A 25982-nucleotide genomic window follows, 5' to 3' on the forward strand; every position below is an offset into this window, starting at 1 on the left:
TCTTAGTCTTTCACTTATTATATACTTAAGCCTAATAAAATTCTATTAATTTCATAATAGGCTCTATAATCTCATTATATTAAATAATAGTTTCCATCAAAGGCATTTTTAAAATATCATAAATCTACAACTCCTCGATTCTTATCCTTTATAAATGAGAGTATATCATAGCAAATAATAAAACACAATAGTTTCAAAACTATTATGTTCAGTTATGTTGAAAAGATGTTTACAGTGTGATATATTTATGGAAAGCAGAAAATGGAGGCTAGGGGATGGATATAATAAATAAATCCGATTTCATTGAAAATTTTGAAGGAAAAGTCCCAGGTAAGATTGGAAGACCTGTAGATAAACGGCGTGATGTCGCTATTCTAAAAGCTGCTTTGGATTTGGTAGCGGAGCAGGGGTATGAGTGCGTCACCATGGATTCTATTGCATTAAGGGCCCATGCAGGAAAAGCTACATTATACCGCAGATGGAAATCTAAGCCGTATCTTATAGCAGAAGCCATAAGGTTCATGATGCCTTGTGAGCAGAAGGTTGATATGGAGCGCTGCGGAGACAATTTAAGAGATTATTTGTGTGAATCACTTAGCATATATTTCGGGATAAAAGACGAGGTTAGGCAAAAAGTAATGCTGTCCATTGCAACAGCAATAAGCAGAGATAAATTATTATCCGAAGCTATTAACTTGGATTGCATAACGGATCAAACATGTATATTTAGTGATGCCATAGAGTGTGCCATAAATAAGAAGTTAAACAAGGAGCAATTGAAACTTCTTGCAGATGTGGGCCCAGCATTATTATTTTATCAACTCATAATTACTGGCAAACCCATTAAAATGAGCTATGTAGAACATATTGTTGATAATTTAATAATTCCACTTATAGAACTGAATAAAAAATGAAAAACTCATGTTGCTTTTCTATAATTCATTCAAGTTTATCGGTTGTATGATAATAGAAGATTCATTAATCCCTTACATTAATAAAAGATGTAGGGGATTTTTATATATCAACCTTACCTGAGTTTATAAAGGAAGGGCTAGTCTTTTTATCATGGGAAAGTTAAGATATTTAATGTTTTTTTCAAGTCACAGTTACCTTAGGGAAAATTTTTCTACAAACAATGCAATTGTGGACACGTTTACAGCATTGATATTATTGGATTTTATATGTTCTACTTTATTTTTAATTTTAGGGTGGCACATAATTTAAAAAAAATACCTCTTTCATAATTTATTTAAAAGATGTATTATTATATTTGCGTTGTTATTTGTAGTAGAAGGTTAGTACATAAAATGAAATGTAGACTTAGGAAGGACACGTATTAAGTCGGCATTTTATTGCAATCAGAAGGGGTGGGAATTACGGAAAATGAATTAGAAAAGTCAATAATAAGGCCAATAAAAAAGCGCAAGAAAATTGTTACAGGTATTATAATTTCTATTTGCACTTTACTTGTTATATATTTTGGAATGGCAATGTATTTCATGAATCATTTTTATTTTGGTTCAGAAATAAATGGCATTAGTGTTTCAGGTAAGATTGTTGAGAATGTAAATAAACAAATGGCATCTGAAATTCAAAAGTATAAGTTGAATATAAAAGAGCGAGGCGGTAAAAGTGAGCAAATTAATGGTAAAGATGTTGGATTAAAGTATAATTCAGATGGGCAATTTAAGGAGTTTAAAGATAGACAGAATCCTTATAAATGGGTTTCAGCAGTTTTTAATAAAAAAGATTCTAAGATGGTAGAAGGAATTAAATATGATAAGAATCTATTAAAAGAGCGAGTGGACAAGCTATCTTGTTTTGATAGCAGTAATGTAATTGAGCCTAAAAATGCTAGCTTTAAGTATACAGATAATGGTTATATGATTGTAGGTGAAGTTCTTGGAAATAAGGTTAATAAAGATATTTTATATGAGCATGTGTCAGCAGCAGTAAGTAAGGGGGAAGCTACAATTGATTTGGAATCAATCAATTATTATGTTAACCCGCAATATACTTCGAAATCTAAAAAAGTCGTCGACACCAGAAGCATGCTTAACAAATATGTATCTTCAAAAATCACCTATACTTTTGGAGAAGATAAAGAACTTTTAGATAGTTCTACAATAAATAAGTGGATTGTAGTTGATGAGAATATTAAAGTCACATTTGATGAAAAAGAAGTTGAAAATTATATGGACGAACTTTCTAACAAATATAATACAATTGGTAAGAGCAGAAATTTTGTTTCATCATCAAAAAAGGCAATGAATATTAACACTGGTGATTATGGATGGTCAATTAATAAAGATAAGGAAACAGAAGCTTTAATTTCGACTATAAAAGAAGGGAAAACTATAACAAAAGAACCAGAATATACTCAAACTGCCTTATATCATGGTAACGATGATATGGGGAATACCTATGTAGAAATAGATTTGACAACGCAGCATTTATGGTTTTATAAAAATGGTTCACTGGTAGTACAAGGGGATGTTGTCACAGGTACTGAAGGGTCGGTGAATGCAACACCACCAGGTATTTATAAGTTAAAATATAAAGAAAAAAATGCAACCCTTAAAGGTCAAGGTTACGCTGCTCCTGTTAACTTTTGGATGCCTTTTAATGGAGGAATAGGAATTCATGATGCAAGCTGGAGAGATAAGTTTGGAGGAGTGCTATATAAGAGCGCTGGGTCCCATGGTTGTATAAATTCACCATACGATTTAGCAAAAACAGTATTTGATAATATTGAGTCAGGTACTCCAGTTGTTTGTTATAATTAGTAAAAAGAAATCGCTAAATAAGGCGATTTCTTTTTATTGGTATTAGATTAGGTGCACAATAAATTAAAGTAATGGAGAGATGAAAGTTGAAAAATAAAAAGTTTTTAATTTTAATTGTATTATTTCTAGTGTTTTCTATGAGTTCAAATATTTTCGCTGCGGGTATAGATGGCACTACTGATTTGACGACAATATATGGGAAAGCAGCAATAACTGTAGATGTTGCAACTGGCGAAATAATTTATGCGAAAAGTGTAGATAAACAAATGTACCCAGCAAGTACAACAAAGCTAATGACGGCACTATTGCTGGCTGAGAACATGGGGAAAAATGATGAATTGAAATATACTCAAAGTGCAAAATCTCAACCCGCGGATTCATTAAATGTTAATTTTCATCCAATCGGGATTGATGAAACTATGTCAGCTGCGGATGTAATGGATGGACTGTTACTTTATTCAGCAAATGACCTAGCGTATATGATTGCAGACAACGTTTCAGGAAATTCTACAAATTTCATGAAAATGATGAATGATAAGGCAGCAAAATTGAATATGACAGGAACTCACTTTGTAACTTCTAATGGTCTTCATAGTCCAGATCATTATACTACGCCTTATGATATGAGTATATTGGCTAGAACCTCATTTTTAAACCCCTGGGTAAAAGAGTCAATGAATAAAAAGAAAAATACTTTATCAACATCAAAGGGTACAAGATTTGTTATTGAAAATAGTAATAAACTTCTTGGAAGCGATGGTTGTATTGCTGGGAAAACAGGGTATACTTCAAAAGCTGGGAGATGTCTTGTAGCCTTTTATGAAAGAAATGGAAGAGAAATTATGGGAGTCGTTATGGGATCAGTTCATGATGCCAATGACACTTATGTTTTCAATGATATGAAAAAAATAATTGACTATAGCTATAATTTACAGCAGACAGTATTACATGCAAAGAATGACATTATAAAAACCGAAACATTAAAATACAAACCGCTTGGCTCCCTTGGTCCAGAGAAAACTGTTAGTGTACCACTTGTGGCTAAAGAAGACATTAGCTATTTCAACAACGAAGCGAATAAAAAAGAGTTGCAGGAGAATATAAACTTAACAAGTACTGACCTTTCTAGTCTTAAAGGGAATAAGAGCATTGGAACCTTGTCATTAACTGAAAAAGGAAAAGTCAAAACTTATAAGCTTTATTCAATGGCTTCTAGTGGAACTTTAACAAAAAATATTATACTTATATATCTTATGGCTGCTGGAATATTTATTTTATTCTTAATAGGAATAGTTGTTATAATAAGAAAAATTAATTTAAGTAAGAAGAAAAAAAGAAAAAGTAAATTTAAAAGGAATTCAAGATAAAACAGACAATTTTTAACTAGATATTTCAAATTTTGACAAGTTAATGTTATAATATCAATGTATGAAAATTTATGGTTATATAAGGTGCATCAAAATAAATGCGTCTTATGCAAGGGGGAAGTAATATGGCACTAGAGATATCATCCGTATTAAAGAAGTTTGGAGAAAAAACTGTAGTAGATAATCTTTCTTTTGAAATTGAAAATCCAGGTGTGTTTGGTTTGCTTGGAACAAATGGAGCAGGCAAAACCACAACAATAAGAATGATTTTGGGGATTCTTGAAAAAAATAGCGGAACAATTGAATGGAATGGAAAGGCTGTTACAAGAGAAACTGTGAAATTTGGATACCTACCAGAGGAAAGAGGTTTATATCCTAAGGCTAAGGTAGTAGATCAACTTTCATATTTCGGAAAACTTCGAGGTATGGATGGAAAGTCAGTAAAAAAAGCTATAAACTATTGGTTTGATAGGCTTAAGGTATCTGAATACTCAAACTTTACTGCAGAGCAATTGTCTAAGGGTAATCAACAAAAAATACAATTGATAACAGCACTCTTGCATGATCCAGAATTGATTATTCTAGATGAACCACTAAGTGGTCTTGACCCAGTAAACGCTGATTTGTTCAAAAGTGTAATTAACGAATTAGTTGAAAAGGATAAATTTATTATAATGTCCAGTCATCAAATGCAATCTATTGAAGAGTATTGCAAAGATCTTGTAATATTAAAAGATGGACAAACTATCCTAAAGGGTAATTTAAAACAAATAAAGGCTGGTTATGGAAGAACAAATCTTACTGTGAACTGCCAAGAAGGAATTGAGGATCTCATAAAAGAGCAAGGCATGAATATTTTATCAAAAACCGCTACTGGGTACGAATTTAAAATTAAATCAGACCAGCAGGCATACAGCCTTCTTGAAAAAATCATAACATCAAAAATAAGACTTGATAAATTTGAAATTCGTGAACCCTCTCTTCATGAAATATTTATTGAAAAGGTTGGTGAACAATAATGAAAGAGTTTCTTGCGGTTTTAGTCTATACATTTAAAGAAAACTCCAGAAAAAAAGCATTTATTATTTCAACTGTAATCACACTACTTTTAACTGTTTTAATAATTAGTTTGCCAGCTATAATAAAGACCTTCCACAATGATGGAAATAATAAAACAGAGCAACAATCAAAAGGTGGCAAAGCTAAGGGAGTTATTTATGTAGTTGATGCTAAGGGTATTCTAAAGGGAGATTTAAGTAATCTCGGCAAAGCCTTTTCAGAATATGAAGTTAAGTCTCAGCCTTATGGTAGTGTTGATATGCTTAAAAGTAAAGTTAAGGATGGAGATAATAATACGCTAATAATTCTAGATGAGAAAAACGGTGTACCCACCTTTGATTATTTAGTTAAACAAGCTGGCGATGGACCAGATTCTACGGGAGTAAGTCATATAATAAAAAGTACTTTTGTAACTAACCTATTAAAAGATGCTAAGGTATCTGATGACGTATCTAAAATGGTACAAAGCGATATTTCCTTTAAGGTTAATGAACTTGGAAAACCAAAAATGAATAGCTACATTTCAAGTATGGTTATAAGTATGTTGTTGTTCTTTGTAATTTATTTTTATGGATATGGAGTAGCCATGTCTGTGGCTTCTGAAAAGACTTCAAGGGTAATGGAACTCCTTGTAACCTCCACGAAACCATCAAAAATAATTCTTGGAAAGAGTGCCGCTATGGGACTGCTTGGGTTAATTCAACTGTCTTTGGTTGTATTTACTGCTGCATTAACTTACAAATTAACTTTTCCAGAGGACTTTGCAATAGCAGGTCAAATGCTTGATTTTTCTAACTTCACGCCCTTTAGTATTGCAATGATAGTTGTATACTTTATACTGGGTTATTCATTGTATGCTATGATGAATGCTGTTGCTGGGGCTACTGTAAGCAAGGCAGAGGATGTCAATTCAGCCCTTATGCCTATAAATATGGTAACCCTGGTAGCATTTTACGCAGGATATTTTTCACTGTCTGCGCCAAAGGGTAGTGTATCAATTATAGCATCTATTGTTCCATTTTCTGCGCCATTTTCTATGCCTTGTAGGATTTTAGCTACAGAAGTTCCTACCTTACAAATTGTAGCTTCATTATTTTCTTTGGGAATAACAATTGCTATTATAGCTTGGATGTCAATAAAAATATACTCTTCCGCTATACTTCATTACGGCAGACGTTTAAAACTAAAAGATTTAGTGAAAATTTCAAATAGAAATAAATAATGAAGCAGAATATTATGAAAATATAGTATCCATTGATAGTAATATAATTGAAGTAAATTACTTGTGATATACTACTAAAAAAACCTCCTCAGAATAAATATTATTTATTCTGAGGAGGTTTTGCTTTGAGATAGGCTAGCAAGCAATATTTTCTATTTGCGTAAGGATTTTTTAACCTTATGGACAAAGATTCTACCTTTACGCTTAATCATGTTTTTAACAATTATCGGTTTAAGCTTTTCTAGCGGTACGCTTGAAGCGTCATATTTTCTGACAAGTGAAATAGCATCGAATTTACATCTGGTTGTACATGCACCGCATCCTATACACATGTATTCATCTCTAGTTGTAGCACCGCAGCCAAGGCAACGTTCTGCTTCCTTCTTCACTTGATTTTCTGTAAATGTACTACGTAAATCTTTAAAGGTTTCTTTTGATTTTTTTCCATCCACAGGAAGTGCTCTTTGCCTTGGCATACGGTCATAGCTTTCAAGAGTCAAGTTTTCTTTATCAAGTGCATGATACTCTCTCCTGTCACGACCAATAATTAAGCTCTGTCCTGGGTGAACATAACGATGGATTGAAATTGCACCTTCTTTACCCATAGCAATAGCATCGATAGCAAACTTTGGACCTGTCATTGCATCTCCACCAGCAAATACATCTGGCTCTCCTGTCTGAAGTGTAAAAGAATCTGCTTTGATTGTCTTGTTTGGATTTAATTCTATGTTGCTGTTTTCCAGCAGGTTGCCCCATTCTATTCCTTGACCTACTGAAATCAAAACATTATTTGTCTTAACAATCACAGTTTCTTTTTCATCAAATATAGGACTAAACTTTCCATTCTTATCGAAAACTGAAACACATTTTTTGAATTCTATGCCGGAAACACGTCCATTTTGTTGAAGAATTCGTTTTGGACCCCAAGAATTGTTGATACCGATATCTTCTGATAATGCTTCTTCAATTTCTTCTTCAAGGGCTGGCATTTCTTTTCGACTCTCAAGGCAATACATATCAACTTTGGAGGCTCCAAGTCTTGCAGCTGTTCCTGCAACATCAATAGCAACGTTACCGCCACCGATTACAACTACGTTTCCTTCAAGTTTTATGTCATTACTAAGGTTTACAGCACGGAGGAAATCAACACCTGTAATAGCGCCTTCTGCATCTTCACCCTCTAACCCTAAGTTTCTACCTGCCTGAGCACCAATTGCAACATAGAATGCTTCATATCCCTCATTTCTAAGTTCGCGAAGGCTAACATCATTGCCAACTTCAATACCTGTCTTGAACTCAACGCCGAGTTCCCTTAAAATATCAATTTCTGAATTAATTACTTCTTTTTCCAATCTATAAGCTGGAATTCCAAGTGTAAGCATACCACCAAGTGCTCTTTGTTTTTCAAACACAGTTACATTATAACCGTCAATAGCTAAGTAGAAAGCACAGGAAAGACCTGATGGGCCAGCACCGATAATGGCAATTTTTTTTTCGTATTTATGTCTCAATTTTGGTACATAGCGATTATCCACATTTAACTCTTGATCTGCAATGAATTTTTTGATTTCATCTACAGCAACAGGATCGTCGATATCGCCTCTTGTACAGGCGGATTCACATTTTCTTGGACAGATACGTCCGCATACTGCTGGAAATGGATTTTCGTGCTTGATAAGTTCAAGGGCTTCTTTATATTTTCCCTTAGAAGCGAGCTTAATGTATCCTTGAACAGATATGTGAGCTGGACACTCTGTTTTACAAGGACTTGTACCGGTTTCAACAACATTTTGCCTATTAGTACGATAATCCACATTCCATTTCTCTGGACCCCACTTTGTATTGGATGGGAAATCCTCTCTTTTTTCTGGAGTAATTGGTGTTTTAGTACATAAATTTTGACCTAGTTTCAATGCATTAACAGGACAAACCGCAACACATTCTCCGCAAGCAACACATTTATCTTTATCGATTTTTGAAACATAATTTGAACGCACAAAATCATTGTTAAGGAACATTGAGGCATTTCTCGTAGATAAACAGGAACAACCGCAGCAGTTACAAATGGCGTGGGTTTTTCCAGGACCATCTGTATTGGGTATTTGATGCATCAAACCATTTTCTTCGGCTTTTTTAATAATTTCAAAAGCTTCCGCGCGGGTAATCTTTCGGCCTCTGCTTGTACGGATATAGAACTGGGCAGCATCGCCTAGCTGAATACACATATCTTCCTTCAAGTGACCGCAACCTTCTCCCATAGCTTCTCTTGCTGTACGGCAAGAACAATTGGAAACTGAGAAAACAGTATTTTCATTGAGATATTTAGAAATTTCCTCATAGGATGCTCTTCTAGTTTCTCCTTCAATGGATTTTTCGATAGGGATTACACGCATCACGCCTGTTCCTATAGGAAAAAGACCTGCCGCTATAGGAGCTCTTCTTTTCCCGTACCCATCAAAAGCCTGGCCAATTTGCTTAAAGTTTTTAATGTTTTCCCTATGTGGGTGGTTAACTATCAGTTCCATATGGCCCGGAACCCAAATCTCAAGCCAGTATTTATCAACACCTTCTTTTTCACCAACGAGGCAAGCACCGGCAACGGCTAATTCCCATAGGAGTCTTTCTGTTTCCACTACAGATTTACCGCAGATTGCTGCAACTTCCTTCGCACTTTTTGGTTTATGTAATTCAAGACAAAGTGCTACTTCTGCCATTTCTTCTGTAACAACAGGTTCCAAAATTTTATATTCCGGATGTTCCCGCGTAATTTCTGATTTTGAACCACGCTTTGTCTTACTAATCTTATTTGCAAGATCCAATACTTTTTCATTTACCATATATAGTCCCTCCCCCATATTTAGTTTCAACTTTATTCTTCTAAAAAAAATCATTTATTTAACTTGATCATCTTGCAGTATCCTATTTTTTATTTTCCCAGATAACTTGCATTTGATAAGCATTTCTGGAAATTTTACATCCTGGCAAATTAGTAGTAAATAAATCTTTGAATTTCTCCTCTGATAAATATCTATCTGAAGCTAAATGCTTTAGCCAATCCTTTGAAATATTAAATTTAAATATTCTAAATCCAATCTTTACACCAAACATTTTACAATTTGGTATAAGTCTTTCAAACGCTTCAATAATACTAAATATTGTTGGTTCTTTTTCAAAGTTAGATATAACATCTACAATTACAATTTTACCGCCAGGGTTAACCATATCCTTAATTTTTGTGAGTAATAATGGAATATTATTTATATGATGAAAGGTTGTCCGACTTGTTATAAAATCAAATTTTTCATATAACTTCAACTCATTAGCATCCATATTTATATATTTTATATTTGGTGATTGTCTTTTATTTGAAGCAATATGTAACATTTCTTCTGATATATCAATACCTATTACTTTATCGTAATGCTTTGACAACTTGTATGCCAAAATACCTGACCCACAACCTATATCCAATACTGAGCCTTTGTTATCTGACATTTCTAAAATGAAAAATTTACTATTATCAAACAATGATTCCATAAAATCATATTCCTCTGCTACTTTATTAAATTGCATTTTAGTTTTGTTTATAGAATTATTCATATTTGTTCCCCTTTAATAAGTTTGATAGTCTTAACACTATCTTTGTTGGTTACTTCTATTAGGAATTTTAAATAGTTCGTCACATCATACCAGCAGGACATAAATCATTTATTTAATTATACCATTATTACCGTAAATTGGGTAAAAAAATGAATATATGATTTTATGTGAAATCATGTATAAAGCGGCGTGATTCATAAAAGGAGAGATGGAAATTTTATAAATTATATTATTGCTAGATAAGTTATGATGCAAGTAGTTCATGTAGTGTTACAATCACTATGGAATTTGATTTTTTTAAAAAGTCACATTAAGGTGGCTTTGACAGATACATATAAAAATGATAAAATGAAATATTGTTATAATTTTGAGTAAGGGCATATTAGAGTTAAAGTTATAAGGGTAATATGTATAAAGCAAATCGTTTTTTTAAAGAAGTACTGATTTATTTGTTATAAAAACTATAAAGATAAATTAAAATGGAGGTTATGTAAATCAAAAATTCAACAAAACATTCAATAGTTATAGGTTTTGCATTATTTGCAATGTTCTTCGGTGCGGGAAACCTGATTTTTCCACCAACATTAGGAAAAGCGGCAGGGGATAAAGTTTTATCATCAATTATGGGCTTTCTTATTACAGGAGTTGGTCTTCCTCTATGTGCGGTAATTGCCTGTGCTAAAATTAATGGTACTTTTGAAAAAATGGCAGATAGAGTAGGACGAGTATTTTCTGTAATAGTCTCTATAGCTTTAATTCTTGTTATAGGACCTTTATTTGCAATTCCAAGAACAGCTGCAACAACTTTCGAACTGGGAATTCAGCCTTTATTTCCATCAATTGGACAAAATATATCGATTATAGTGTATTTTGCAATAGTGCTTGCATTTGCGCTTAAACCTTCTTCAATAATTGATAATATAGGTAAAATACTTACACCAGCACTTTTATTAATGTTAGCTGTAATTATAGTTAAAGGAATAATAGATCCTATTGGACCAATTGTAGCTACATCTTACCAAGGTGGATTCTCAAAAGCTTTAATAGAAGGATATCAAACAACGGATGCTATGACTGGTGTTATATTTTCATCAATAATTCTTGCATCTATTAGAGCAAAAGGTTATAAAAGCTCAAAAGATATAATGAGGATAACTATGAAATCGGCTGTAGTGTCTTTAATAGGTTTATCCTTTGTATATACGGGACTTATGTACCTTGGGACTCAAACAACTACTTTATTTCCTGGAAAGATATCTAGAACTAGTCTGGTTACAGAAATTGTTAGATTAGACCTAGGTAGTATTGGTAGTTGTATACTTAGTTTATGTGTTGCTATTGCATGTTTAACCACCGCTATAGGAATACTTTCAGCTGGATCACAATTCTTTGTTAAACTTTCTAAGGGTAAATTATCTTACAAAGCGATTGCTATTAGTATGGCTTTAGTAAGTGGAGTAATGGCTACAAAGGATGTTGATAGTTTAATTAAAATGGCAGGTCCAGTTTTACAAATTATATATCCAATTGTAATTGTTCTAATAGTTACTACTTTGCTTGGTGATATAGTGAAAAATAATAAGGTAGTTGCTATAACTACATACACAGTTTTAATAGTAAGTGTTTTAAATACTATTAATAATTTAACAGCAAATAGCATTGGATTCTTTAAATATGTTCCTTTATCCAGTGTAGGATTTGGATGGGTTATACCAGCTACACTTGCTTTTGTAATTTCTAACAGGTTAGTAAAATCACTAAAAATAGAGAGTTAGAAGGTTAATTCACTAGATTCGATAAGTCTATAAATTAGTAAATATAAACTTCCGGTTATTGCCATGGCATTAGAAGCTGTAGTAAAAACTGGAAGTTTTTACTTTGTATTTTCAAACTTAAAGGATTTTTACTGGAATATGCAAATGGAACCCAAAAACAGGAACAGCAAATGTTGCAGACTATTAAAAATAATAGTGGGTAAATAGATATATTCTATTTTTTAGGCGGATGAGATGACCCTGTTACAGGAATTAGTAATGTAGTGGAAAACTCATGGTTGATATAAACTTTAAGATAAAATTCAATTGATAATACGGTATTTTAAGGGAGTATTTGGTTTTAATATTTGCTTTATTAATTTAACTATCCAATAAGCTCTTTTGCTTTTTTATTTCTTTTGTTAGTTATTAACAGCCCGATTAATTGAAGCCCAAATCCAATTCCGATTCCTATTCCATATACCCAAGGTAAATTTACAATCATCTTTGTTATCATTGTTATTACAATAAACAACAATCCGACAATTCTTAGTATCTTAGTAATATCTTTTTTCAATTTAATCACTTTCCTTTCAATAATTAATGCATTAATATTACATTAAAATATCCGTTAACTTGAACTATAAATCCTTTTAAGTTCTTCTCAAATTTCATTTAAAAACCTCCCTTTAGTATCAGCTAGTCCTATTATTCTACAAATAGTATTTTCACTATTATTATTTTTTACAGTTGTAACGAAACATTCATAAGTTGCGTCACAATTAATACTATAATTTGTATGAGATATTACTGAATTTTAAAGTCTTCTTTTAGTATCGAATACATATTACAGTCCTCAAATCCAGAAATACTTTTGTACTTCTGCTTTGCAAAGCCTTCAAATGTCATCCCTGATTTTTGCATAACCCTACCTGAAGCAGGATTGTTTATGGAATGATAAGTCTCAATCCTATTGAATCCAATATTCTCAAATGCAAAACTTAATACAGCTTTTAGTGCCTCTGTGGTAATACCTTGTCCCCAATATTTTTTACCTATAGAGTATCCTACATCTCCACAAACATCATTTTCATTAATTATAAATAGACCAATTGAACCTATAGGTTCATCGCTTTCTTTCAATGCAATAGCCCATATATAAAAAGATGATCTATTATAATCAAAGAGCCACTGGTTTATTATCATTTTAGTTTCTTCTATATTTTCATGCTGTTGCCATCTCATGTATTTAGATATGTCCTCATCGCTAGCCCAATTATTAAACATACTATCTGAATCGTCACTAGTAAAACGTCTTAATATTAATCTTTGAGTTTCAATTTCTATCGTACCTTTGTGATTTAACATGACTTTCAACTCCTTTATTTTACTAATAAATATATTAGTAGCTTTATAATTTACAACTTCGACCTAACTCTATAGAAATTATAGCATATTATACATATTTTCACATTAATGCATTCCTATACTAGTAAATATTTTCATTTTTAAATACAGTATTATTCACTTCTGAATCTATTTACTCATTCCATTAACTATCCATTTTATTGCATCAATCACTACCTGGGGCTTATCCTTCTGTATATAATGACCGCTATCCTCAACAATAATGTGTTTACTATAATCTGATAATGATACTAAGTCATTTTGATAGTTTAACCAGGTTTCTTCTGTAATGCTAGAAGGTTCTTCACCTTTATGGTCAGCAGTAAGGACAATTATTGGAATATTCCTTAATGCATCCTTTTCTCTTATTTCTTTTACTTGTTTAGCACTAATTAGTAATTCATCAAAAGTTTGCTCCTCACCAATCAATTGGCTTTTCACGATTTCTATTTCTTTTGAAGAAGAACATTTCACCCTATCTTCAAATTGATTTTCATGTGAACAATCAACAAATACAATACCAGACACTTCTTTAGGATATGTACCTGCAAATAATCTTGCATTATAGCCTCCAATTGAATGCGCAACTATAATATAGGGGGCTTTAACCTTTGATTTATTTAAAACAGTATGTAACTCGTGAACTTGGTCTAAGCTGCTTATTGGTAAATCACTTGTATCACTATTTCCGAGACCCGCTCTATCATAAGAAAATGTTCTTGTATTTTTTGAAATTTCATTTTGAACTACCTCCCAGTCAAAATGAGTACACCCTAGCCCTGATTCAAATATGACAGTTGGATCCCCTTTTCCATAACAATTAACATATAGCCTCGGCAATTTCGTTTCTTTTATTTTTATAAACATACAATCCCCCTCTGGATATTATATTTTATCCATGTAATGCGTTAGTATTAATTTATGTGTATTATTGGTAGGCCTCCTATAAGGGTATATAAAATTGCCACATTGCCATACTACCATTTTCATATAAAATAGTATATATTTGTTTTAAAGTGCATATTATTTAGTTGTCAAAGAACATTGTTTATACTTTTAAATTCATTAGTTAAGACGTACTTTTATCAGTAGTCTATACATATCTGCATTACGTAGCAACTAATAAAAAATGTTCTTTGAAAATTGAATAGTGTGATATTAAAAAAGCATGTTATAATTAGCCAAAATACAAATCAGAATTTGTAAAATAGAAAAGGAGAATAATTATGCTTGAATACAGATTTGATACGCAGTTATTAATTGAAGGAGAAAAACTTTCAGAAGATAAGATAAACGAGTATATTACAAAAAACATTGAAGGTGATTGCTTACTTGCGGTTGGTGATGAGGAACTGATTAAAATTCATTTTCACACAAATACTCCATGGAAAGTACTTGAGTATTGTGCTTCATTAGGTGATATTCATGATGTTGTTGTAGAAAATATGGAACGACAGACCAATGGTCTTAAAGGTTAAACAATAAATATAAATCCAATTTATCAGTGAGGGGTAAACACTAGTAAAAACACCGTAAAATTCAATTGAATAATACGGTGTTTTTAAGGGGTTAGTTGTTTAAGTTTATAACCAACTTACAATGTTTTCAGAAATATCCTTTCTTTTAGATTTTACATCCTTTCCACTCGGATATCCAACGGATATAACCGCCATTAACTCTAAGTCCTCTGAAACCTCTAATAATTCTCGTACTTTATCTTCGTTTTTTAATATTTCCCCAATCCAGCAAGTTCCTAAACCAAGATCATGTGCAACAAGTAGCATGTTTTGTATCGCAGCTCCTATTGATTGAGAATGTTTCAAGTAAATGCTTGGGAATTTATCGTCTAGATATTTGTTATCTAGGAATACTGCTATCAAACAGGGAGTATTTTCCACCCAATTATGGTATACCGTAAGAGAAGATAATTTTTTTATCAGTTCTCTATTATTATTTACTACAGAGAACCTCCATGGTTGCATATTGTTACCAGATGGAGCCCAATTAGCTGCATTTAATAATAACATGATATCATCTTTACTTACTTCTTCTGGAGTATATGCCCGGATACTTCTGCGATTTAATATACATGACATTACCGAATTCATTTTAACACTCCTTTTCATATGTAAATTTTCTGTAGTTTTTACTTCTTATATTATTATACAATTTCTACTCAACTCATATAAATAATAACATATTTACTATGTTTAATCATAATTGTATTTTCACAATAGTAAATAATTTTATTTTTTAATACCATATTTAACTTATCAAAGACCATTGTTCGTACCTTGAATTTCAATAGTTACGTCCTCTAATTCTCAAAGTTCGTCATAAGAATTACTAAAGAAATTATGTAATTAAGATCTAAGATTAATATATAAAAAATACATTAATTCAACTTATTTACATTGAATGAAAAAGGTGATATAATAAGAAAAAATGTTGAAAGGGGGAAGTAAGTTATGACACCAGCTAATTGCTAATATTAATTTAAAATTAATATATATTTTATAATGAGTTTTAATTTGCCTAATTATATTTAGGTTTTATTGTTATGCTCTTTATGGAATAAGGCATTTAGAAGGTAACTTACTTTACTGGAATTCAACATTATAATTTATAAGATATTTCAAAAATTTATTTTGAAATATTAAGCCAGAGTTTTTTGGAAATTTTGGTGCAAGATATATCAGAATAATTAGATGGATTTATTAACGCCATAAAATTTTTGTTTATATCTGATTTTAATAAATTATAGTAGTAATAGAGTATTTCAGACTGTAAGAAGAGATGGTCTTCTTATGGTTTTTTTTATTTTCATATTACTTTAAAAGATTATAGTAGATAAGAACTTTTTCTGCCTGTCCATAGAGTTCTAAATTTAAAATATGGATGAAAGAAGGAATTTTTATGTTTGAATTATCGTTAAATGGTGTAAAAAAATATATGGATGCCACACTTGTTGTCAAGAATATAAGCTTTCAAGTTTATTCAGGAGAAAAAGTTGGTATAGTAGGTGTAAATGGAAGTGGAAAGAGCACTATCCTTAAGCTAATTGCGGGAATAGAGCCTATGAATTATTATCCAGGTTACCCCCAAACCTCAAGCTATGGATATGATGAAGGGCTTATTAACATGCCCAGAGGAGCCAGCAGTGCTTACCTTGAACAAATACCAGAGTATCATGAGAGTTTAAAGGTTATTGATGTTTTAAACTTAGCTTTTGAGGAAATTCATAGTATAGAGAATAAAATGCGTAAATTAGAAGAAGAAATGAAATTTTTAGAAGATACTGTCTTGGAAAAAGCATTAAAACAGTACAGTGAATTGGTTCAATTATATGAAGTTAAAGGCGGATACGATGTAGAAGAAAAATTAAGTAAGATTTGCACGGGCTTGAAGCTTGATGGTAGCTTTTTAGACAAAGACTTTACTTTATTAAGCGGTGGTGAAAAAACTACGGTAGTACTTGGGAAGCTCTTGATTGATAATCCGGATATATTACTACTGGACGAACCTACAAATCATTTGGATATGGATTCAATTGAATGGCTTGAAGGCTATCTTAAGGCTTATAAGGGAATTGTAATTATTGTATCTCATGATAGATATTTTCTTGATAATGTAGTAACAAAGATTGTAGAAGTAGAGGATATGGAATCTATAACCTACAAGGGTAACTATTCTTCTTATGTTAATCAAAAGGAAGAAAATATGCTTGAACAATTTCATCAATATAAGGAACAGCAAAAGCAGATTAAGACTATACAGAAGAATGTAAAGGAATTAAGGGATTGGGCAACTAGGGTAGATAATAATAAATTCTTTAAAAGAGCTGTCAGCCTGCAAAAAAAACTTGATAAAATGAAAAGTAGTGACACTGAAAGTAATAAGGCTTATCGATCCAGAGGTCAATATATAAGAACTGAAAAACCGAAGTTTGAAAGAAAGAATATGAAGCTTAACTTTAAAGAAACTGAAAGATCTGGTAATGAGACAATTAAGGCTGAAGGACTTTCTAAATCTTTTGAAGATAAGGTTATTTTAAAAGATGCAGATTTAATGATTAATTTCGGTGAAAGAGTGGCGCTAATCGGACCAAATGGTTGCGGGAAAACCACCTTCTTAAAACTGCTCTTAGCTGAAGAGTTTCCAGATGCAGGTGTAGTGGAATTAGGTGCCAATGTAATGGTGGCATATTTGCCACAGAAAATTACTTTTAAAAACGATGAATTCACTGTGCTGGATTGTTTCAGGGAAGATGTTTTTCTGCCAGAGGGGAAAGCACGGGAATACCTGTCCAAATTTATGTTTTATGGGAGCAGTGTCTTTAAGAAAGTAAAGCACTTATCCGGAGGAGAGAAAATAAGGTTAAAGCTCAGCAAATTGTTATATGAAGATGTAAATTTATTAATACTAGATGAGCCCACCAATCATCTTGATATTGATTCCATAGAAACCTTTGAGGAAGCGCTGGAAGAGTTTAAAGGAACTATATGTTTCATTTCTCACGACAGATACTTTATAAATAAAATCAGTGAAAGAGTTATTGCTATTGAGGACAATGCTTTTAAAAGTTATCCTGGTAATTATAATTATTATAAAAGTGTAAAAGATGAGCTGACCCAACAGGCCATTAAAGAGCCGGTGGTGAAGAGTGGAAAAGTTAAGAAATCAAGAAACATTGATGAAAGAAAAAATATGGAATATGAAAAGGATAGAGCTGGGGCCAAGGTTACAAGTCTTGAAAATGAAATAAGAGAGATTGATTTAGCTATGGCTGACTCAAGGGTACATTATGAGGAGCTTAATAAGCTGTACTGTAGGAAGGAGGAGTTAAGTAAAGCGATGGATGGAGCTATGGAATTGTGGGTAAGTCTTAATAATTAGAGGTAAAAATAAAGGTTTCCATAAATCTTACGAGCAATGCGAATTTGTTAATAAATGGTTTGGAATAAAATATAATTTTCTGATAAAATAAAGATAAGCAGAAATGAATATAATAATGAATAATAGTCAAAGGTAAATATTGAGGATGTGATAAAACAAGTTAAAGAAATGTGTAACTATAAATATAGTAGATTTCAAATGTACGCCACTAAAAAAACTGTATTCTAGTTATCATTTGACAGAAGATAAAACAGGTTATAGATTGACGGATATAATTGAGGTACACTTCTTGGAAATCCCAAAATTATTTGACGAAGATATAGAGAAAGATGAAAATGATCCAATAGTTCAGTGGATGGAATTTTTAGATGCAAAATCGAAGGGAGAGATGGAGATGCTGGCAGAAAAGAATAAGGATATAAAGAAAGCCTATAACTTATTGCAAATAATAAGCAAGGATGAGAAGGCTAGAATGTTATATGAAGCCAGACAGGCAGAAATCAGTGACCAGCTTACTAGGATAAAAGCAGCAGAAGAAAGAGGAATAGAAAAAGGAATAGAAAAAGGAATAGAAAAAGGTGAAAACAGAAAAGCAATAGAAAATGCCACTAATTTTCTTAAACTTGGAATAAGTGAAGAAATAGTAGCCAAAGGCACAGGCATACCAATAGAAAAAATAATTGAAATAAAAAAGAAAATGCTCCATTAGAAATAGCATAAAATTAATAATAGTATATTCATTAATCCCTTACATCAGTAAAAGATGTAGGGGATTTTTATATAACTAACTATTATGCAGTGCTGCAATCGGTTCTAGGCTATATTAGCGATATTCTTTCAGTCCAGTATCTGGGCGAAATAGCTTGTGATACTGATAAAAGCTACCATCAATTTGCAAGAATAAAAAGTAAAGCCATAGAAAAACTGAAAACACTAATATAAATTTATATATTAAAAAAATCGCACAAAACTTTGTAGTGGCGCACTTGCTAACTAACTATGTATACCAAAAATATCCTTCATTTATAATTAATTCCTTTACATTTTTTTTGTTTTTGTGTATTATAGTAATTAGATTTAAGCAATAAAAGTATTTGTTGAATAATTTGTCGAAAGATTAAATTATATATAGGAGGATTGAAAATTGAATAAAAAATTTATTTTAGCCATAATGGTATTTGGTGTAACTATGAGCGCTGGTTTTACTAGTGTATACGCAGATACTGCGTCGGATAAGGCGAAAATTCAACAGGTTCAAGCTCAAAGGAGCAGCCTTGAAAGTAAAGTACAGATGATGGACAATCAGATTGAAAAAATCATGTCTAAAATCAATAGTAATGAAAATAATATAACTAATATACAAGAACATATTAAACAAACTGAAATAAATATTGCAAAAGCAGAGGCTGATATTAAAGCAGAACAGATTCTTTTTGATAAAAGAATGAGAGCAATGTATATGAATGGGACATCAAGCTATATAGACGTTATACTAAGCTCAAATGGTGTGGAGGATTTAATATCTAGAGTAGAAGATCTCAAAACGATAATAACCTTTGACCAAAATGTTATTAGTGATTTAGAAACAAAAAAGGTAGGGATTAATTTAAAGAAGGTAGAGCTAGATACAGAAAATACAAAGTTGATGTCTTTAAGAGTTGACAATAAAAAGAAATTGGATACTTTAACCAAACAAAAATCAGAACAAACTGTATTGGTAGCACAATTAAATGCTCAAGAAAATCAATATAAGGCACAACTGGCAACAGACCAAGCTACGGAAGCAAGACAAGCTAATGCAGCAAGACAAGCTGCAGCAGATAAAATAGCAAATGCGGCTCTTAGCGCCGTAAATCCGGCTCCTAGTGTAACACCTTCAAGAGGTGGAGCTACATTTTCTTCTAATGCACTCTTAGCATATGCTTCAAATTTTCTTGGGGTTAATTATGTATGGGGTGGGACAAGCCCTTCAGGCTTTGATTGCTCAGGCTTTACACAATATGTATTTGCACATTTTGGAGTAGACATACCAAGAGTTTCAGAAGACCAACAAAATGTAGGAACACTTATATCTAGAGATAATCTTCAACCAGGAGATTTGGTATTTTTCGGAAGTCCCGCTCATCATGTAGGTATATATGTTGGGAATGGTGACATGATAAATGCACCTCACTCAGGTGCTGTAATTAGAATTCAAGCACTAAATAGCGATTTTACATATGGACGTAGAGTTAATTAAATAAAAATTCATTTAGAAAAAGCATCTATATTAATTTATAGATGCTTTTGTATTTATAAAAAATTACAACTTCGAGAATAACTGAAGATATTATCAATTTTAAGAGGGAAAGTATAAATAATTTCTTAAGACAAAAATAAACTTCAAGTTAAATGAAAAAACCCTCTAATAAATCATATCATGTATCGTATATAATAGTGAAATGATAAAACATGTGATAACAGTTAATAATTGTTATATACATAAGAGGAGGAATTAACATGAAAAACACAAAATTAAGTTTATTTGTACTCGCTTTAACATTATCAATTGGTGTATCATCTGGGGTTTATGCATGTGAACAAAATAAAACTACGAAGGGTGTAAAACCAACTTCTGTAGCACAAAAAATAGACTCCAAAGAGGCGAAAACTCAGCAATGGGAAGCAAAATTCCTTAAAAATCATGAAGATAAGAAAAATTTTAATAAATGTCATAAAGACTTCGAAAAGGAAAATGAACATAAATACGACAAAATTAAGCCAGTTATTAGTGTAGCAGATAAAGCCGCTTTAAAAGTTAAAACAGATAAAATAGCAATAGTTAAAGACGCTAATAAGGTTTTGAAAACTACAATTATAAAAAATGCAGAAGCAGTCAAGGTAGAATTAAAAAGAATTGAAGATAGTAAGATAGTATTAGATCCAGTAGTAAAAACTGAAGCTGATTCAGTTTTGTTAGCTGTAAAAGATGCAACTACTAAGAAAACTTGTGTAAATCCAGTAGTTGTACCAGTTAGTGTTGTAGCACCTGTAGTACCCATAGTTGAGCCTATAGTACCAGTAGTACCTGTGGAGAAAAATTATCTAGAAAAATTAAATGAAAGATTAGACAATGTATTTCAAAAGTCTACAGAAAAAAACACACAGTTAACTACTTTAGGAACTAGACTTTTAAATCTTTTAAATGCTTTAACACTTATAAAATAGAATAGTTGTAAAAAAATAAAAGTCTTGAATTTAATTCAGGACTTTTTTTGATTTGTAAGTATTATAAATACAAGAGTTCTCATATATTACAATGTAAAAAAGGGTATAATAAATTGACAGAAGTAGAAACTAAAAGTGGCTGACTTGTATTGGTATAGAAAGTAGATAACTAAAAATATAATAGAATGCATTATTTTTACTTTATGTAAAATAAAAGGAGTGGAGATAGGATGACAGAGAGAAAAAGAGTAATAGAAACAGGATGGAACTTAGAAAACAGTTATGCTCGTCTACCAAAATCATTTTTTAACATAATCAAACCAAACCCGGTATCCTCACCGAAGTTAATCATTCTCAATTATTCCTTGGCAACATCCCTTGGGCTTAACGGCCAGGCGCTACAAAGCAATGATGGCATAGCGGTGCTTGCTGGCAACCAGGTTCCAAAAGGAACTTTACCTCTTGCGCAGGCTTACGCAGGGCATCAATTCGGGCATTTTACGATGCTTGGGGATGGTAGGGCTATGCTTATTGGCGAACAGGTCATGCCTTCAGGGGAAAGAGTTGATATTCAGCTCAAGGGTTCAGGTAAAACACCATACTCACGAGGGGGTGATGGTCGAGCAGCACTTGGACCGATGCTACGCGAATACATCATTAGCGAAGCAATGCATGCGCTTGGTATTGACACAACCCGCAGCCTGGCAGTGGTGACAACCGGTGAGCTTGTAGTCCGTGAAACCCAGCAACTTGGTGCAATTATGACTCGCGTGGCTGCAAGTCATCTCAGAGTTGGCACCTTTCAATACGTTTCAAAAGTGGGCACAGCTATGGATCTTCGGGCCCTTGCTGATTATACATTGCAAAGACATTTTCCAGCGGTTGATGTGGGTGGGAACCAATATCTTTTTCTACTTCGGGAAGTAATTAAGCGTCAAGCCACGCTGATTGCCAAATGGCAACTGATTGGCTTTATTCACGGAGTTATGAACACGGACAATATGGCCATTAGTGGAGAAACCATTGATTATGGTCCTTGTGCCTTCATGGATACCTATGACCCAGAAGTGGTATTCAGTTTCATTGACATTCAAGGTCGCTATGCCTATGGCAATCAGCCACATATTGCTGAGTGGAATCTTGCGCGATTTGCGGAAACCCTATTGCCACTGCTACATGTTAATCAGGCTCAGGCTGTAAAACTAGCTCAGGAAGCGATTTCAGATTTTACTAAGTTGTATCACTACAATTGGCTCACGGGAATGAGAGCAAAACTGGGAATATTTAACGAGGAGATACAGGATGAAGCCCTTATTGAAGAACTCCTCGGTTTGATGCAGAAGTATCATTCGGACTATACTAATACCTTCATTTCATTAACTTTTGATACACGGTGGGAGGCTGCACTATTTGGCAGCACAGAATTTGCTCATTGGCATGAGCTGTGGCAGGAGAGACTAGGTAGGCAGAAAGAACCGAAAGCCTCCTCCCATCAGTTGATGCGGAGTTCAAATCCAGCTCTAATCCCTCGTAACCACCAGGTAGAAGCGGCACTAGAAGCAGCAGTAAAACAAGGAGACTACAGCGTGATGGAGCGTCTTCTAGATGTTCTCAAAGACCCCTACGCGCATTCCACAGAGCAGGCTGATTACGCTACACTGCCTGCGATATCAAACCGTCCTTATCGAACATTTTGCGGTACTTAATTTAGAAGCATAAAGAGTTATCTTTAATTCAATTTTAAATTTGAATATAGTTGAGAGTTTTGATATAATTCACTTGTTAAACATTTATGTTTTCTCCTTAGTTATTTTTTTTGTCATAACTTAATTATAACAGGAGATTTCATAGATGTTTTTATTTTTTAGAAGATTATTGGAATCGTTTTCTATAATTTATAGTTTATAATAAATTGAAGATAATGTATTTACTATATATAATCGAAATAAACAAATTGAGAGTAATATTTTATAATGAATATTGTTCTCAATTATGTTTTATATTTAAAAAGGAGATAGGTCTATGAATTATACTGAATATGGAAAAACTGAGAAAAAAGTTTCTGTAGTTGGCTTTGGAGGCTTAAGATTTGACTTAAGTAAAAGTAATGAGGAAAATGCAGAATTAATTAAATATGCCTATAGTAAAGGAATAAACTATTTTGATACTGCTCCCGGATATTGTGATGATAGAAGCGAGGATATATTTGGTGTTGCTTTTAGAGAAATGATAAAAGAAGGAAAATTAGATTTTATTGTTTCTACTAAGGGAAAACCTAAGGTGTATGATACCGCAGAAAAAGCAGTTAATGCTGTAAAGACCTCTTTAAAGAGATTAGGAGTTCCTAAAATTCATTTTTATCATGTTTGGTGTATAAGAAAGATGGAGCACTATGAATTGTGCATGAAAAAAGGAGGTCAATACGAGGGATTACTTAAATGTAAAGAGGATGGTTTGATAGATCATATTGTTTTTTCCTCCCACCAACCAGGTGAAGAAGTAATAAAGGTGCTAGATGAAAATAAGTTTGAAGGAGTTACCATGGGAATTAATTTACTCAACTTCCCGTATAGATGGAAGGGGGTAACTCATGCTTATAAAAATGAATATGGTGTTGTGGCAATGAATCCATTAAGTGGAGGGTCTATTCCGAGTCATGAAAAAGAATTGGATTTTTTAACAAAAAACGGAGAAACAGCCACACAATTAGCCTTGAGATTTAATATATCTAGTCCTGAAATTACTATAACTTTAGTTGGGTTTGGAAGCAATCACGATATTGATGAAGCTTGCAGGATAGCTGATGAATCAAAGCCTTTTACAAAAGAAGATATTAATAATCTAAGAAATTTAGTAGGCGAAAACATGAATGAGATTTGTACAGGCTGTGGATATTGTAAAGTTTGTCCAAAAGGAATTAATATACCAGGATACATGTTGTTTTACAATGAAAAACAAATGTTTAAGAAAAGTGACGAAGAAATGAGTCAGTCTGTTTATGGCTTAGAATATTGGAATTATTCTATGAGTAATAAGAAATTTGCTGCTGAATGTGTTAAGTGTGGCAAGTGCCAAGAAGAATGCACCCAACATCTCCCTATAATAGATAGGTTAAAACAAATTACGAAATGGGAAGAAAAGGGAATTAATGATGTAACTGTATAAGGTGTCTCTCAAAATCTATAAAGTTAACCATTTCATAATTGCCAATTGCCATGTGGATGCTACATTATGCAGCTAAAGAAATCTGATTCAATTAAAAAGAGACTAGCACCTCAATCCAATTGAACTGAGCGTTAGTCCCTTTTAGTAAATGCTAAATCTCTCTTTTCTTGGTGGTGTTTTAAGAACTCTTATTTTAAGCTAAAAGGCATCGTATAAGTTGTGGTTCCACTTAACCATGAAGAAATATTTGTATCTTGCCTTACATCCCCACCAATAATCACCTTCATATATTCAGGCTTCCAATCATCTCCTGAAACAGTAAAATTATCTTTTCTTAACCATGTATTTGTAATGGTTGCCGCATCAACAGTTTTAGGTAAAGTAAAATTATAGTTATCTGTTTGATTTCTTTCAAGGTCATTTCCTGCATTGTCTAACTTCCATTCAAATTTTTGCCCATCATTTGTTTCGAAGCCAAAGTATACATAATCGTCTGTACCAGCATTTAATAAGTCCGCAGTTTTTATAACAACTTGTAATTGATTAAAGTTCAATGAAGCTACTGGCATAGTATTTGATGCTTCATTTATAAAGCGATATAAGAACAATGCAATGCTTTTTTGAGCATTTGGTAATGCTTGTCCTAGAGAATAATCCCAATCTGCCCATGAATTAGACATTGTAGATTTGGTGAAATACAAACCTTTTGAAATCTTTCCCCAATAAGTATTGTTTTTTGTGATCCAATGTGAAAAATCATCTGTCGTAATAGAATTTGAATATACAGAATTCATTGTGGTTTCATTCATTGTACTAACAAGATATTTATCTCTGTTTTCATCTGCATATGTCTCATATTTCACATGTCCTGGGCTATCTACAGCAGTAATATTCGCCGCATGATAAGGACAATTGATATCTCCTAAGTAGTGGATTGCTTGTCCAAGTAATCGTTCACCACTTTGAAAGTTTCCCTTTTTCCATTCACTTAAAGCCAATGCCGCAAATTTTCTACTTTGGCTGTCTGCAGTTTCTGTAACAGTATAACTTGTATACCATGGTGCTGTATGAGTGAAATTATACCCTGTATCTGGATCCCAGAAGTGATCTTGATACAAATCATATCCATTTGGATCATAATCTGGGAAAGTAGACCCAATTTTCAAATCATTAATATATTGATTTAAAATTGCTACATTATCTTTTACTTTCTGTGGTTCTCCTTGATTTAAGTCATGAGTTAACATTTGCACTGCTTGCTCCGTAATCACCGCATGGGTGCCTGTCCCCTCCTTAGTTCCATTCCAACCATAAGTCGTAATGGGCACACAAAGTGTTGCAACTGTAAGAAGTGAAGCAAGTAAAAGTTTTGTTTTTTTCATAATTTCATCCTCCTTGTATTATATACTTTTTTATCCTTTGAAAACCCAATCTCCATTTCTAAAGATTGCTTCTCTATTTTCATCTTTTGTTTGCTCATTAAATACCGACTTTGCACATTTTTTAACTGAATAGCTAT

20 protein-coding genes and 1 pseudogene are annotated in these 25982 nt (G+C 32.6%); 14 read left to right on the forward strand and 7 right to left on the reverse strand.

Translation table 11 applies throughout. The annotated features are described in order from the left end of the window. Positions 1–275 precede the first annotated feature (275 nt). The 5 genes from G9F71_RS04215 (at position 276) to G9F71_RS04235 (ending at position 6434) form a co-directional block, all read left to right on the forward strand. Positions 276–914 (forward strand): TetR/AcrR family transcriptional regulator, encoded by a 639-nt coding sequence (locus G9F71_RS04215; RefSeq protein WP_164949676.1) that lies wholly within the window; start codon positions 276–278, stop codon positions 912–914. Between the two features lie 438 nt (positions 915–1352). Continuing rightward, the gene (locus G9F71_RS04220) at positions 1353–2786 is read left to right on the forward strand and encodes a L,D-transpeptidase/peptidoglycan binding protein (protein WP_263488131.1); all 1434 of its coding nucleotides are present in this window, start codon (positions 1353–1355) and stop codon (positions 2784–2786) included. An 86-nt stretch (positions 2787–2872) separates the two neighbouring features. After that, positions 2873–4153, forward strand: coding sequence for a D-alanyl-D-alanine carboxypeptidase family protein (locus tag G9F71_RS04225; RefSeq protein ID WP_224626175.1), 1281 nt, complete (start codon positions 2873–2875; stop codon positions 4151–4153). 125 nt (positions 4154–4278) lie between these two features. Next, the gene (locus G9F71_RS04230; protein WP_164947656.1) at positions 4279–5172 is read left to right on the forward strand and encodes an ABC transporter ATP-binding protein; all 894 of its coding nucleotides are present in this window, start codon (positions 4279–4281) and stop codon (positions 5170–5172) included. Continuing rightward, the gene (locus tag G9F71_RS04235; protein WP_164949677.1) at positions 5172–6434 is read left to right on the forward strand and encodes an ABC transporter permease; all 1263 of its coding nucleotides are present in this window, start codon (positions 5172–5174) and stop codon (positions 6432–6434) included. Before G9F71_RS04230 ends, G9F71_RS04235 begins: the two co-directional genes overlap by 1 nt. Positions 6435–6586: 152 nt before the next feature. Here the strand turns inward: G9F71_RS04235 and G9F71_RS04240 are convergent, their stop codons facing one another. Both G9F71_RS04240 and G9F71_RS04245 read right to left on the reverse strand, forming a co-directional pair. Continuing rightward, entirely contained in the window at positions 6587–9271 is a 2685-nt protein-coding gene (locus tag G9F71_RS04240) for an FAD-dependent oxidoreductase (RefSeq protein WP_164949701.1), read from the reverse strand. A gap of 82 nt (positions 9272–9353) precedes the next feature. Then, positions 9354–10034, reverse strand: coding sequence for a class I SAM-dependent methyltransferase (locus tag G9F71_RS04245; protein ID WP_164949678.1), 681 nt, complete (start codon positions 10032–10034; stop codon positions 9354–9356). 494 nt (positions 10035–10528) lie between these two features. On the opposite strand from G9F71_RS04245, the gene brnQ reads away from it, so the two are divergent. Continuing rightward, positions 10529–11809, forward strand: coding sequence for a branched-chain amino acid transport system II carrier protein (gene brnQ / locus G9F71_RS04250; RefSeq protein WP_318011101.1), 1281 nt, complete (start codon positions 10529–10531; stop codon positions 11807–11809). A 364-nt stretch (positions 11810–12173) separates the two neighbouring features. Here the strand turns inward: brnQ and G9F71_RS27165 are convergent, their stop codons facing one another. The 3 genes from G9F71_RS27165 to G9F71_RS04260 form a co-directional block, all read right to left on the reverse strand. Further along, positions 12174–12305 carry a hypothetical protein gene (locus G9F71_RS27165; protein WP_263488132.1) on the reverse strand — a complete coding sequence of 44 codons (132 nt, stop codon included), beginning with the start codon at positions 12303–12305 and terminating at the stop codon, positions 12174–12176. 290 nt (positions 12306–12595) lie between these two features. After that, positions 12596–13156: a GNAT family N-acetyltransferase gene (locus tag G9F71_RS04255; RefSeq protein ID WP_164949680.1), complete on the reverse strand. Its 561-nt coding sequence runs from the start codon at positions 13154–13156 to the stop codon at positions 12596–12598. A gap of 168 nt (positions 13157–13324) precedes the next feature. After that, positions 13325–14062 carry an alpha/beta fold hydrolase gene (locus G9F71_RS04260; protein WP_164949681.1) on the reverse strand — a complete coding sequence of 246 codons (738 nt, stop codon included), beginning with the start codon at positions 14060–14062 and terminating at the stop codon, positions 13325–13327. Positions 14063–14421: 359 nt separating this feature from the next. Here G9F71_RS04260 and G9F71_RS04265 point away from each other — a divergent pair, with 359 nt between their 5' ends. Further along, entirely contained in the window at positions 14422–14673 is a 252-nt protein-coding gene (locus G9F71_RS04265) for a kinase to dihydroxyacetone kinase (RefSeq protein ID WP_125005823.1), read from the forward strand. A 105-nt stretch (positions 14674–14778) separates the two neighbouring features. On the opposite strand, the gene G9F71_RS04270 is transcribed toward G9F71_RS04265, so the two are convergent. Further along, entirely contained in the window at positions 14779–15303 is a 525-nt protein-coding gene (locus G9F71_RS04270; RefSeq protein ID WP_164949682.1) for a nitroreductase family protein, read from the reverse strand. Positions 15304–16111: 808 nt separating this feature from the next. On the opposite strand from G9F71_RS04270, the gene abc-f reads away from it, so the two are divergent. The 7 genes and pseudogenes from abc-f to G9F71_RS04305 all read left to right on the forward strand — a co-directional run bounded on the left by abc-f (position 16112) and on the right by G9F71_RS04305 (position 24463). Further along, positions 16112–18091 carry a ribosomal protection-like ABC-F family protein gene (gene abc-f / locus G9F71_RS04275; RefSeq protein ID WP_164949683.1) on the forward strand — a complete coding sequence of 660 codons (1980 nt, stop codon included), beginning with the start codon at positions 16112–16114 and terminating at the stop codon, positions 18089–18091. 169 nt (positions 18092–18260) lie between these two features. Continuing rightward, a pseudogene (locus tag G9F71_RS04280) lies at positions 18261–18800 on the forward strand (Rpn family recombination-promoting nuclease/putative transposase); the annotation flags it as partial. 89 nt (positions 18801–18889) lie between these two features. After that, a complete protein-coding gene (locus G9F71_RS04285) occupies positions 18890–19033 on the forward strand; it encodes a hypothetical protein (RefSeq protein ID WP_164949684.1) in 144 nt (47 codons plus the stop codon). Positions 19034–19235: 202 nt separating this feature from the next. After that, positions 19236–20330 carry an NlpC/P60 family protein gene (locus G9F71_RS04290; RefSeq protein ID WP_164949685.1) on the forward strand — a complete coding sequence of 365 codons (1095 nt, stop codon included), beginning with the start codon at positions 19236–19238 and terminating at the stop codon, positions 20328–20330. A 260-nt stretch (positions 20331–20590) separates the two neighbouring features. After that, on the forward strand, positions 20591–21298 hold the full coding sequence (locus tag G9F71_RS04295; protein WP_164949686.1) for a hypothetical protein: 708 nt from the start codon (positions 20591–20593) through the stop codon (positions 21296–21298). A gap of 230 nt (positions 21299–21528) precedes the next feature. Continuing rightward, entirely contained in the window at positions 21529–23004 is a 1476-nt protein-coding gene (locus tag G9F71_RS04300; RefSeq protein ID WP_164949687.1) for a protein adenylyltransferase SelO, read from the forward strand. 316 nt (positions 23005–23320) lie between these two features. Beyond that, entirely contained in the window at positions 23321–24463 is a 1143-nt protein-coding gene (locus G9F71_RS04305) for an aldo/keto reductase (protein ID WP_164949688.1), read from the forward strand. 188 nt (positions 24464–24651) lie between these two features. On the opposite strand, the gene G9F71_RS04310 is transcribed toward G9F71_RS04305, so the two are convergent. Continuing rightward, entirely contained in the window at positions 24652–25845 is a 1194-nt protein-coding gene (locus tag G9F71_RS04310) for a phospholipase C (protein WP_164949689.1), read from the reverse strand. Positions 25846–25982: the final 137 nt, after the last annotated feature.

Source organism: Clostridium sp. FP2 (assembly GCF_011065955.2).
GTDB lineage: Bacteria > Bacillota > Clostridia > Clostridiales > Clostridiaceae > Clostridium_AD > Clostridium_AD tagluense.

Bases quoted from the DNA above. Each gene is read 5' to 3' on its own strand.
- abc-f (WP_164949683.1), top strand. From the start codon at position 16,112: ATGTTTGAATTATCGTTAAATGGTGTAAAAAAATATATGGATGCCACA.
- G9F71_RS04215 (WP_164949676.1), top strand. From the start codon at position 276: ATGGATATAATAAATAAATCCGATTTCATTGAAAATTTTGAAGGAAAA.
- G9F71_RS04260 (WP_164949681.1), bottom strand. From the start codon at position 14,062: ATGTTTATAAAAATAAAAGAAACGAAATTGCCGAGGCTATATGTTAAT.
- G9F71_RS04255 (WP_164949680.1), bottom strand. From the start codon at position 13,156: ATGTTAAATCACAAAGGTACGATAGAAATTGAAACTCAAAGATTAATA.
- G9F71_RS04235 (WP_164949677.1), top strand. From the start codon at position 5,172: ATGAAAGAGTTTCTTGCGGTTTTAGTCTATACATTTAAAGAAAACTCC.
- G9F71_RS04240 (WP_164949701.1), bottom strand. From the start codon at position 9,271: ATGGTAAATGAAAAAGTATTGGATCTTGCAAATAAGATTAGTAAGACA.
- G9F71_RS04300 (WP_164949687.1), top strand. From the start codon at position 21,529: ATGACAGAGAGAAAAAGAGTAATAGAAACAGGATGGAACTTAGAAAAC.
- G9F71_RS04245 (WP_164949678.1), bottom strand. From the start codon at position 10,034: ATGAATAATTCTATAAACAAAACTAAAATGCAATTTAATAAAGTAGCA.
- G9F71_RS04270 (WP_164949682.1), bottom strand. From the start codon at position 15,303: ATGAATTCGGTAATGTCATGTATATTAAATCGCAGAAGTATCCGGGCA.
- G9F71_RS04265 (WP_125005823.1), top strand. From the start codon at position 14,422: ATGCTTGAATACAGATTTGATACGCAGTTATTAATTGAAGGAGAAAAA.
- G9F71_RS04230 (WP_164947656.1), top strand. From the start codon at position 4,279: ATGGCACTAGAGATATCATCCGTATTAAAGAAGTTTGGAGAAAAAACT.
- G9F71_RS04305 (WP_164949688.1), top strand. From the start codon at position 23,321: ATGAATTATACTGAATATGGAAAAACTGAGAAAAAAGTTTCTGTAGTT.
- G9F71_RS04310 (WP_164949689.1), bottom strand. From the start codon at position 25,845: ATGAAAAAAACAAAACTTTTACTTGCTTCACTTCTTACAGTTGCAACA.
- G9F71_RS04295 (WP_164949686.1), top strand. From the start codon at position 20,591: ATGAAAAACACAAAATTAAGTTTATTTGTACTCGCTTTAACATTATCA.
- G9F71_RS27165 (WP_263488132.1), bottom strand. From the start codon at position 12,305: ATGATAACAAAGATGATTGTAAATTTACCTTGGGTATATGGAATAGGA.